Consider the following 8,839-nt stretch of genomic DNA (forward strand, 5'->3'; position numbering starts at 1 on the left):
ATATAAATAATTAAACAACAAACACTTGTGAAAAAACATCAGAAATATTTGATACAGGAATAATATTTAATTTATTTCTTACTTCTTCAGGAATATCTTCAATATCTTTTAAATTTTCTTGAGGAATAAAAATAGTGTCAAGACCGCTACGATTAGCAGCAATAGCTTTTTCTTTTAAACCTCCAATAGCTAAAATATTTCCTCGTAAAGTAATTTCTCCTGTCATTCCTAAACCTTTTTTAATATATTTTTGGGTAATTGCAGATACAAGGGAAGTAGCAATAGTAATTCCAGCTGAAGGACCGTCTTTAGGAATAGCTGCTTCTGGAAGATGAATGTGAAAGTCGTTTTCTGCAAAAATATTGGCATCTATTCCTAAATTTTGACAGTTAGCTTTGATGAAACTTAAAGCAGTATAAGCGCTTTCTTTGAGGACTTCTCCTAATTTACCTGTAAGGACTAATTGTCCTTTACCTTTATAATAAGTAACCTCTACTGGAAGTAAATCGCCTCCAAAATAAGTATAGGCAAGCCCGTTAGTAGAACCTATTTTTTCTTTTGTTCATCTAAAAGATTTAGGTATTTTTCTTTACCTAAGTATTTAGTAACGTTTTTAGTAGTAATAATTACTTGTTCTTTTTTTTAATTAAACATTCTTTAACTGTTTTTCTAGCTAGTTCTGCGAGGATTCTATCCAACTCTCTTACTCCTGCTTCTTTGGTGTAATGTCTAATTAAATAAAGGATAGTATCATTATCAATAACTAAATTTGTGTCAGTGATTCCATGGTTTTTAAGTTGTTTTTTTAAAAGATATTTGGAAGCTATGTTAATTTTGTCTTTTTCAGTGTAAGAGCTTACTTCGATAATTTCCATACGGTCTTTTAAAGCTTCTGGAACGTTATCAAGATAATTGGCAGTAGCAATAAACAATACTTGGGATAAATCAAATGGTTCGGATAAAAAATGATCCATAAAATTAATATTTTGTTGTGGGTCAAGTACTTCTAATAAAGCTGATGCAGGATCAAAGTTATAATTGGTTACTAGTTTGTCAATTTCGTCTAATAAAAAGACAGGATTAACTGTTTTGGCGTCCCTAATGCCTGCAAGAATGCGACCTGGCATAGCTCCAATATAAGTTCTTCTGTGACCTCTAATTTCTGACTCTTCCTTTAAACCACCTAAAGATTGTCTGACAAATTGGCGTCCTAAAGCTTTGGCAATAGAAGAGGCAAGTGAGGTTTTCCCCACTCCTGGAGGTCCTACAAGACATAAAATATTTTGAGGGTTTTTCTTAGTCATTATTTTGACTGCTGCATATTCTAAAATACGTTCTTTGACTTTTTGAAGTCCGTAATGCTGGTTGTTTAAGGATTTTTCAATGGCAACTAAATCATTTTCATCTTGGCTGGTTTTGCCCCAAGGTAATTCCAGTAAAAAATCAAGATAATTTTTAATTACAAAAGATTCTGCCATTAAAGATGATGTTTGATAACGTGATAATTCTTGTAAAGCTTTTTTTTGATTTCAGGAGGTAAAGGAGTTTTTTTATTTTATCGCGTAATTCTGCAATTTCTTCTTCTTTTTTGGCTTTGTCCCCTAATTCTAGTTGAATTGCTTTCATTTTTTCTCTTAAATAAAATTCTTTTTGGTTTTCATCAATACTTTGTTTTACTTTTTCATTGATTTTTTGTTCTAAATCGAGTCCTATAAGTAAACTTTGGATGTCTTGAAGAATGTAAAAAATTCTTTTATTAAGGTGAGATTCTTTAAGATATTTGTATTTATCTAAATCATCAATTTTTAAATTAAAGATAATGATATCAGTGATATTTTCTGTTTCTGGTTCTGTTTTGATGATATCTAAAAAATTATTGGTGTTTTGAACAAGCAATTGAAAAGGTTTGTCCATAATTTTTTCTATAACTAACTTAATTAAGGCTTTTTCTTCTTCGATGCTTCCATAAACGGTTTTGACTTTTTCGTATGAGACTTTTAAAAAAGGTTCTTTTTGCAAAAATTTATCAATTTTTACTCTTTGTAAAATACGAAATCTCACTTTAAAATCGCCATGAGGGATTTTTACTTTGGTAATTATTTGTGCCAATACACCGTAACGTTGAAGGTTAGTTAGTTTTGGTTTGTTGTGTGATAAACCTTTTTGAGTTAAAAGAATAACGAAAGAATTTGCGTTAGTTTCTGACTCTTTTAAAGCTTTTAAATAAGAATTGTCTGATACTTCGATACGAAAATCAACATTTGGAATAGGCATTATTTCGCTTATAACTACAACTGGGAGTTGTTCAGGAATTTCTTGAAAAATATCTTCAAATTCGCCAATAGAAAGATCTGATTTTAATTTTTTGCTTTTGGTTTTCATATATTTTCATCCTTTCGATATTTTTTTAACTTTTTTATTTTTAAATTGTGGAATGAATTTTTTTGGTGGTTTGATAAATTATTTTATTTAGTAACAACAACAGCTTTATTAATAACAAGGTCTAAGGCTTCATCCATCAAAAGAGAATGTTGTAAGTTTTTTTCAGGAAGGTTTTGTTTGATTTGATTAACTGGAACTTTGTAATGGTTACTTAAGTTTTTGTATTGTTGTTCGATTTTTTCTTTGGAAATAGTTAATTTTTCTTGAAAGGCAACTTGTTCTATAATAAGTCGGTATTGGAGGTTTTTTTGTGCTTGTTGGTTGAATTCTTTTTCCATTTTTTCATCACCAATACCTAAATATTGTTTGTATTGTTCCAAAGTTAAATTTTGTTGTTTTAATTGTTTTTCAAATTCTTTTTGGAGGTGAGTTTTTTCTTGGGAAATAATTTCCTGAGGAATTTGTAATTCGGAATTTTTAACTAATTGTTCTATTACTTGTTTTTTAATGTTTTCTTTTTCTTTGTGTTTTTTTTGATCTAAAAGAGTTTTTTTAGTATTGTTTTTTAATTCTTCTACGGTTGAAACATTGGCGAGTTTAAGTAATTTTACCAAATTGTCTGTTAATTGAGGTATTTTTTTAGTTTTGATTTGGTGTAGAGTTACTTTAAAAATAACTTTTTTATTAGCTAGTTTTTTTGGTGGTAATCGCTTGGGAAAGTTATATTAATGTCTTTGTTTTGTCCTTGTTTCATCCCTAACATTTGGTCTTCAAAACCAGGTAAAAATTGACCAGAGCCAATTTTTAAACTAAAATTTTTGGCAGTGCCGCCTTCAAAAGGTTTTTCATCAACAAAACCTTCAAAATCAAAAACAGCAGTGTCTGTTAATTCTAAAGAATTGTTTTGGGTTTTGGATTCCAAAGTTGCTTGTTTTTCTAATAAGGAATTTATTTTTTCTTCCACTTCGCAATCTTTTACTTCGAGTTCGTCTTTTGTAATTTCTAACCCTAAATATTTTTTTAAAATAACTTTGGGTTTAACGATAAATTCCAATCCAAAAGTAAAATTTTGATTGTCTTTAAGTTTTTTTCGTTTAAATCAATTACTTGAGGCATTCCCATGCTTTCAAAATCTTTTTTTTGTAGGATTTCTTGATATTTAGTTTGTACGATATTTTCTAATGCATCAGAGTATAAATTGTTTTTGCCGAAATGATTTTCAAAAATTTTTCTTGGAACGTGCCCTTTTCTAAAACCTTTAATTTCTACTTTTGATTTAATTTTTTCATAAGCGCTAGACAGTTGGGTTTCTAATTCCTTTGAAGAAACTTTAAAAAAATATTGTACTTTTTGATTGTTGATTTTTTTAATTTTCATTTTTAATACCTTTTCCTTTGTGTTTTTTTGGGATTTGTTTTATGTTTTAGGGTGTTTTTTATTTTGATTATGAAGCATTAATAAAAACTAAAAAATATTGTTTTTGGGTGTTGCAAATAGTTACAAATAATTATTAGTTTTTGTATTTATATATTAATTATATAAGCGAATTCCAATTAAATTATTATTCATTGTTTTTTGGGTTAATGGGTTTATTCAGATTATTTTTTTAGCTTTTTTAATTCATTTAACCTTTTTTATAAATATTTTGTGGTAGAAAAATAATTGTCATTTATAAACTTTGTAATTGTGTAAATTACTTTTCCCTTCCTACTATTTATTATACCATAATAACTAAATATTTCTTGGAATTATTAGTAATTTTTGCTTTCTGATTAAATGGTTTTTTGATGTGTTGCGATTTAAAATATTTTTTTTGTAGAATGCTAAAACATTTCCTAAAATTGTTTTGTTGGTGTGAGTTAAAAGTGGTTTTTTGCTTTTACCCATTTTGCAATTTTTTGATGGCCATAAAGTTTTTAAGATTTGTGAATTTTTTTTAAAATTGCTTTATCTAAATTAAAAATTTGTTTGCATTTTTGGATTTATTTTTTTTCATCAAGAATCTTCTTTAAATATTTACCAGTATAACTTTTTTCATTTTGACTTACTTGTTCTGGGGTTCCTGTTGCAACTACATATCCACCACAAGCTCCTCCTTCAGGACCTAAATCAATTATATAATCAGCGTTTTTAATTACATCTAAATTATGTTCAATTACAACAATAGTAGCTTTTTTATCTGTCATTTGATGTAGAACTTTAAGTAATTGTCTAACATCTTCTGAATGAAGTCCTGTGGTAGGTTCATCTAAAATATACAAAGCACCTGGAATAACTTTTTTGTGTAGTTCGCTTGCTAATTTAACTCGTTGGGCTTCTCCTCCAGATAAAGTTGGTGAGGACTGTCCTAATTTAATATAACCAAGCCCTACATTTTGTAAAATTTCTAATTGATGTTTAATTTTAGGATGATTTTGGAAAAATAAAACACCTTCTTCAACACTCATAGCAAGAATATCTGCAATATTTTTATCTTTGTATTTGATACTTAAAGTTTCTTTTTGATAACGAGTTCCTTTACAAGCTTCGCACATAACATAGACATCTGGTAAAAAAATGCATAGATATTTTTTTGACTCCATCTCCACTACAAACCTCACATCTACCGCCTTTAACGTTAAAAGAAAAACGCCCTTTTTGATAACCTTTCATTTGGGCTTCTTTGGTTTTGGAGTAAAGTTCTCTAATTTCATCAAAAACACCAGTATAAGTAAGGGGATTGCTGCGAGGAGTTTTACCAATTGGGTCTTGTGAAATTTCAACTATTTTTTTGACTTTGTTAAAATCATTAACTAAATGACTAAAATCTTTTTGTTGGTTTTATTTTTTTGCTGTATTTTTTTGTAAGCAATCAAGCAAAACATCATTTACTAAAGTAGATTTTCCCGAACCAGAAACGCCTGTAACTACAATTAATTGTTGCATAGGAAAGCAAACATTAATTGATTTAAGATTATTTTTGGAAGCTTTGGTTACTAAAATATGATCTTTATTACCTTTTCTTCTAATTTTGGGAACTTTAATTTGGATTTTTTTGGATAAATATTTTCCTGTAAGACTATTTTTGTTTTTCATTACTTCTTGGGGCGTTCCAAAAGCTTGTACTTTTCCTCCAAAAATACCTGCTTGAGGGCCAATATCAATTAAATAATCGGAAGCAAGCATTGTATCATGATCGTGTTCTACTACAATTAAAGAATTACCTAAATCTCGCATTTTTTTAAGTGATTTAATTAAAAGATCGTTGTCTTTTTGGTGCAATCCAATTGAAGGTTCATCAAGGACATAAAGCACTCCTGAAAGTTGGGAGCCAATTTGAGTAGCTAACCTAATTCTTTGTGATTCTCCTCCCGAAAGAGTTGTTACACTACGCGATAAAGAAAGGTATCCTAACCCAATTTCTTTTAAAAAAGTAAGACGATTAATAACTTCTTTGAGGGCTAAATTAATAATTTTTGTATCTTTTTTTGACAATTCTAAATTTTGGAAAAAAGCAAGGGTTTGTTCAATTGATAAATCAGTTATTTCATAAATATTTTTGTTATTGATTTTAAAAAGTAAAGCCCCTTGATTAAGTCTTTGTCCTTGACATTTTTTGCATTTTTTTTCCATCATATAATTAGAAAGCCATTTTTTGAGCCATTCGCTTGTTGTTTCTTCAAAACGTCTTTTAAGCATAGAAGCTATACCTTCAAAAAAATCACATTTAAGAGTTTTGGTGGTGGTATTTTTGGAAAAACGAGAAAAACACAAAGGAGGAGTTAAAGGTATTTGGTCAGGTGAACCATAAAGAATAATATTTAGTTTTTGGGGATCTATTTTTTTTAAAGGAACAGTCATATCAATTTGATAATGATTGCATACAGCTTTTAATTCTTGTTCTTTGCTAGCGAAATTATTATATTCATTATTGCTTTTAAAAATTAAAATGGCATCTTTATTTAATGGTTTTTCATAATCTAGAATCATATCACAATCAATTTCTGCTGTTTTTCCAATCCCTTTACAAATTTGGCAAGCTCCTAAAGGAGTATTAAATGAAAAAAGTCTTGATTCACGTAAAGGAATATCAAAATTAATACCTTCTAAATGATAATTGCAATTTAGTTTTAATATTTGACATTTTTTATTTTTATTATCATCCTTATTACTATCATTACTATTTTTACTTTTATAATCCATAATAAAAACTTTTCCTTGAGCTAAATTTAGAGCTTGCTCTAAGGCTTCAAAAAGACGAGTTTGATTATCTGAATTAACTTCAAAACGATCAATTACTACATAAATATTATGATATTGATTTTTTGTTAAAGAAGGAATATCGTCCATTAAATAAATAATATCATTAATTATTACTCTATTAAAACCATCTTTGGCAAGAGCTTCTAAGGTTTTTTGATGGGTTCCTTTTTTTCTTTCAATTATAGGAGCAAGGATTAAGACTAGTTGTTTGGGAAAAGTTTGATTAGTTTTATTAATCATTTGTTCGATGGTTTGTTTTTCTAAAACAATATTTTTTTCAGGATGAAAAGGAAATGCAATATTGGCATAAATTAATCTTAAATAATCATATATTTCTGTAATAGTTCCCACAGTAGAACGAGGATTATTAGAAGTTGTTTTTTGGTCAACGCTAATAGAAGGGCTCAAACCTTCAATACTATCTACATTAGGTTTTTCAAAACTACCTAAAAATTGTCTAGCATAAGCACTTAACGATTCTACATACCTTCTTTTTCCTTCTTGATATAAAGTATCGAAAGCTAAAGAAGATTTTCCAGAACCTGATAATCCTGTTATAATAACTAATTTATTTTTAGGAATATCAATATTAATATTTTTTAAATTATTTTGACGAGCCCCGCGGACTTTAATAAATTGATTTTTATTATTTTTCATTTTAATACCTTTATATTTAATATTAGCTTATATATATTTATTAAAATATAATTTCTTTGTTAATTATAACAAAAAATATTAGTAAAAATTAAAAAAAGATATGAAATTATTTTTTTTAGTCTTTGAAACAAAAAAAGACTAACCAATTCACCATAAAAACGATAAAACACACTTTACTTTAAACCAAATGGCCTCTTTGCATCCTGAATTTTTTGATACCCGATCAACAATCAAAACAAAAAAGCCAAGAAGAATATTGCCGTTTATCAGAAACTTTTAAAAAGGACTCAACCAATCCACAAAAGGATTTAAAAAAGGTCAAATCATAACTATTGGGGGGTATACTGGATTAGGTAAAACAACTTTTTTCTACAATCTTCTTTTAGATATAGCAAAAACCAAACACAAAGAAAGTTCTCATTATCCTCATATTTTGGTATTTTCTTATGAAATGATCTTAGAAGAAAATTTAAATCGTTTATTATCCCACCAAACTCAAATTCCTCTAGATGTTATTTTAGAAAAATTTTTTGAAGATGCCAATATCAAACCTCTCAAATAAACAGAAATGATGAAAATAGCAAAACAATTTTTTGCCAACATAAATTTATCATTTAGTTATGATAAAAAGTAAAAATATTGATTATGTAATTGATTTAGTTTATCACCTTAATTTAGAAAAACAAGCAAAAATTATTGTCATTGACCGCCTTCAAATAACCAAAACCACAAATCACTTAGAAAATTACCGTCTATCCATTGATGAAATCATGACTAAATTAAAATAGCCATTGAATTAAACATTGTTATTATCATTTTATCTCAATTTTCAAGAGATACAGAAATAACAGCTTTAAAAGGAAGTGGTGGAATCGAAACTAACTCAGATATCGTCATTTTTATTAAACAATCAAAGGATATCATTTTATTATTAAAACAAAAAAGCGTCCGTCTTGTTCAATATCAATTTAATGATGTCTGAATTCCAACCCAAACTATCCAAAGACAAAGAAAAACCCATAAATATATATAATTCAACCTTAGAAGAACTATATTCAGACTATAATGACAATGAAAATCAAAAAATAATCGAAGTATGTATCAAAAAAAGAAGTGGTACCAAAAAAATCTTAATTTATCACTTTGAAATGATCACACAAACATTTAAAGAAATTGGTTATGTTTTGCCTTATCAAATGGAAACTTATTATTTAAACATAAGAGATGAGGTAAAAATAATAAGATAATGATTAATAAAGCTAAATTAAGCCACTTATTTTGATGATTAAAGAAATGATTACTGATATTAGTAAACCAATTATTTAATTTTGTTAACCAAGTATTAATTAGGTTCCACATGATTATTAGTTTTAGTAGTAGTTAGATATTGATAAAATTGAACCACTATTCCTTGCTTTAATCTTTTGATGCTTAATCGATAGGTAAAAAGATAGAATTTAATTAAATAATTAATAAAAATTAAAGGGATTAAAAAAATAAAGATAATGATGTTGCTAGATAAAGATGATAAGATTTTTAATGAACATATTAATAGTTC

At 27.5% G+C, this 8,839-nt stretch carries 7 protein-coding genes and 2 pseudogenes; 1 reads left to right on the forward strand and 8 read right to left on the reverse strand.

Features of this window, described 5'->3' with window-relative positions; all coding sequences use genetic code 11:
- Window positions 1-10: 10 nt before the first annotated feature.
- The 7 genes and pseudogenes from BBA70_RS01740 to uvrA all read right to left on the reverse strand — a co-directional run bounded on the left by BBA70_RS01740 (window position 11) and on the right by uvrA (window position 7,281).
- On the reverse strand, window positions 11-550 hold the full coding sequence (locus tag BBA70_RS01740; RefSeq protein ID WP_252861548.1) for a S16 family serine protease: 540 nt from the start codon (window positions 548-550) through the stop codon (window positions 11-13).
- A gap of 76 nt (window positions 551-626) precedes the next feature.
- On the reverse strand, window positions 627-1,478 hold the full coding sequence (locus BBA70_RS01745) for an AAA family ATPase (protein ID WP_252861540.1): 852 nt from the start codon (window positions 1,476-1,478) through the stop codon (window positions 627-629).
- Window positions 1,456-2,382, reverse strand: a complete 927-nt coding sequence (locus BBA70_RS01750) for an LON peptidase substrate-binding domain-containing protein (RefSeq protein WP_252861541.1) — start codon at window positions 2,380-2,382, stop codon at window positions 1,456-1,458. The genes BBA70_RS01745 and BBA70_RS01750 overlap by 23 nt, the downstream gene beginning before the upstream one ends.
- Window positions 2,383-2,465: 83 nt before the next feature.
- Window positions 2,466-2,996 carry a hypothetical protein gene (locus BBA70_RS01755; protein WP_252861542.1) on the reverse strand — a complete coding sequence of 177 codons (531 nt, stop codon included), beginning with the start codon at window positions 2,994-2,996 and terminating at the stop codon, window positions 2,466-2,468.
- A 74-nt stretch (window positions 2,997-3,070) separates the two neighbouring features.
- Window positions 3,071-3,436, reverse strand: a complete 366-nt coding sequence (locus BBA70_RS01760) for a trigger factor (RefSeq protein WP_252861543.1) — start codon at window positions 3,434-3,436, stop codon at window positions 3,071-3,073.
- Complete coding sequence (locus BBA70_RS01765) at window positions 3,403-3,759, reverse strand: trigger factor family protein (RefSeq protein WP_252861544.1); 357 nt, start codon at window positions 3,757-3,759, stop codon at window positions 3,403-3,405. The genes BBA70_RS01760 and BBA70_RS01765 overlap by 34 nt, the downstream gene beginning before the upstream one ends.
- A 605-nt stretch (window positions 3,760-4,364) precedes the next feature.
- Window positions 4,365-7,281, reverse strand: a pseudogene (gene uvrA, locus BBA70_RS01775) (excinuclease ABC subunit UvrA).
- Between the two features lie 145 nt (window positions 7,282-7,426).
- Here uvrA and BBA70_RS01780 point away from each other — a divergent pair.
- Window positions 7,427-8,528 (forward strand): annotated as a pseudogene (locus BBA70_RS01780) (DnaB-like helicase C-terminal domain-containing protein); the annotation flags it as partial.
- 95 nt (window positions 8,529-8,623) lie between these two features.
- Here BBA70_RS01780 and BBA70_RS01785 read toward each other — a convergent pair.
- Window positions 8,624-8,839: hypothetical protein (locus BBA70_RS01785; protein WP_252861547.1), on the reverse strand; the 216-nt coding region annotated here is incomplete at its 5' end.

Origin of the sequence: New Jersey aster yellows phytoplasma (assembly GCF_002554195.1) — a bacterium.
Lineage (GTDB): Bacteria > Bacillota_I > Bacilli_A > Acholeplasmatales > Acholeplasmataceae > Phytoplasma.

Excerpts from the sequence above, each read along its gene's own strand:
- BBA70_RS01745 (WP_252861540.1), bottom strand. The coding sequence starts at position 1,478 with ATGGCAGAATCTTTTGTAATTAAAAATTATCTTGATTTTTTACTGGAA.
- BBA70_RS01750 (WP_252861541.1), bottom strand. The coding sequence starts at position 2,382 with ATGAAAACCAAAAGCAAAAAATTAAAATCAGATCTTTCTATTGGCGAA.
- BBA70_RS01765 (WP_252861544.1), bottom strand. The coding sequence starts at position 3,759 with ATGAAAATTAAAAAAATCAACAATCAAAAAGTACAATATTTTTTTAAA.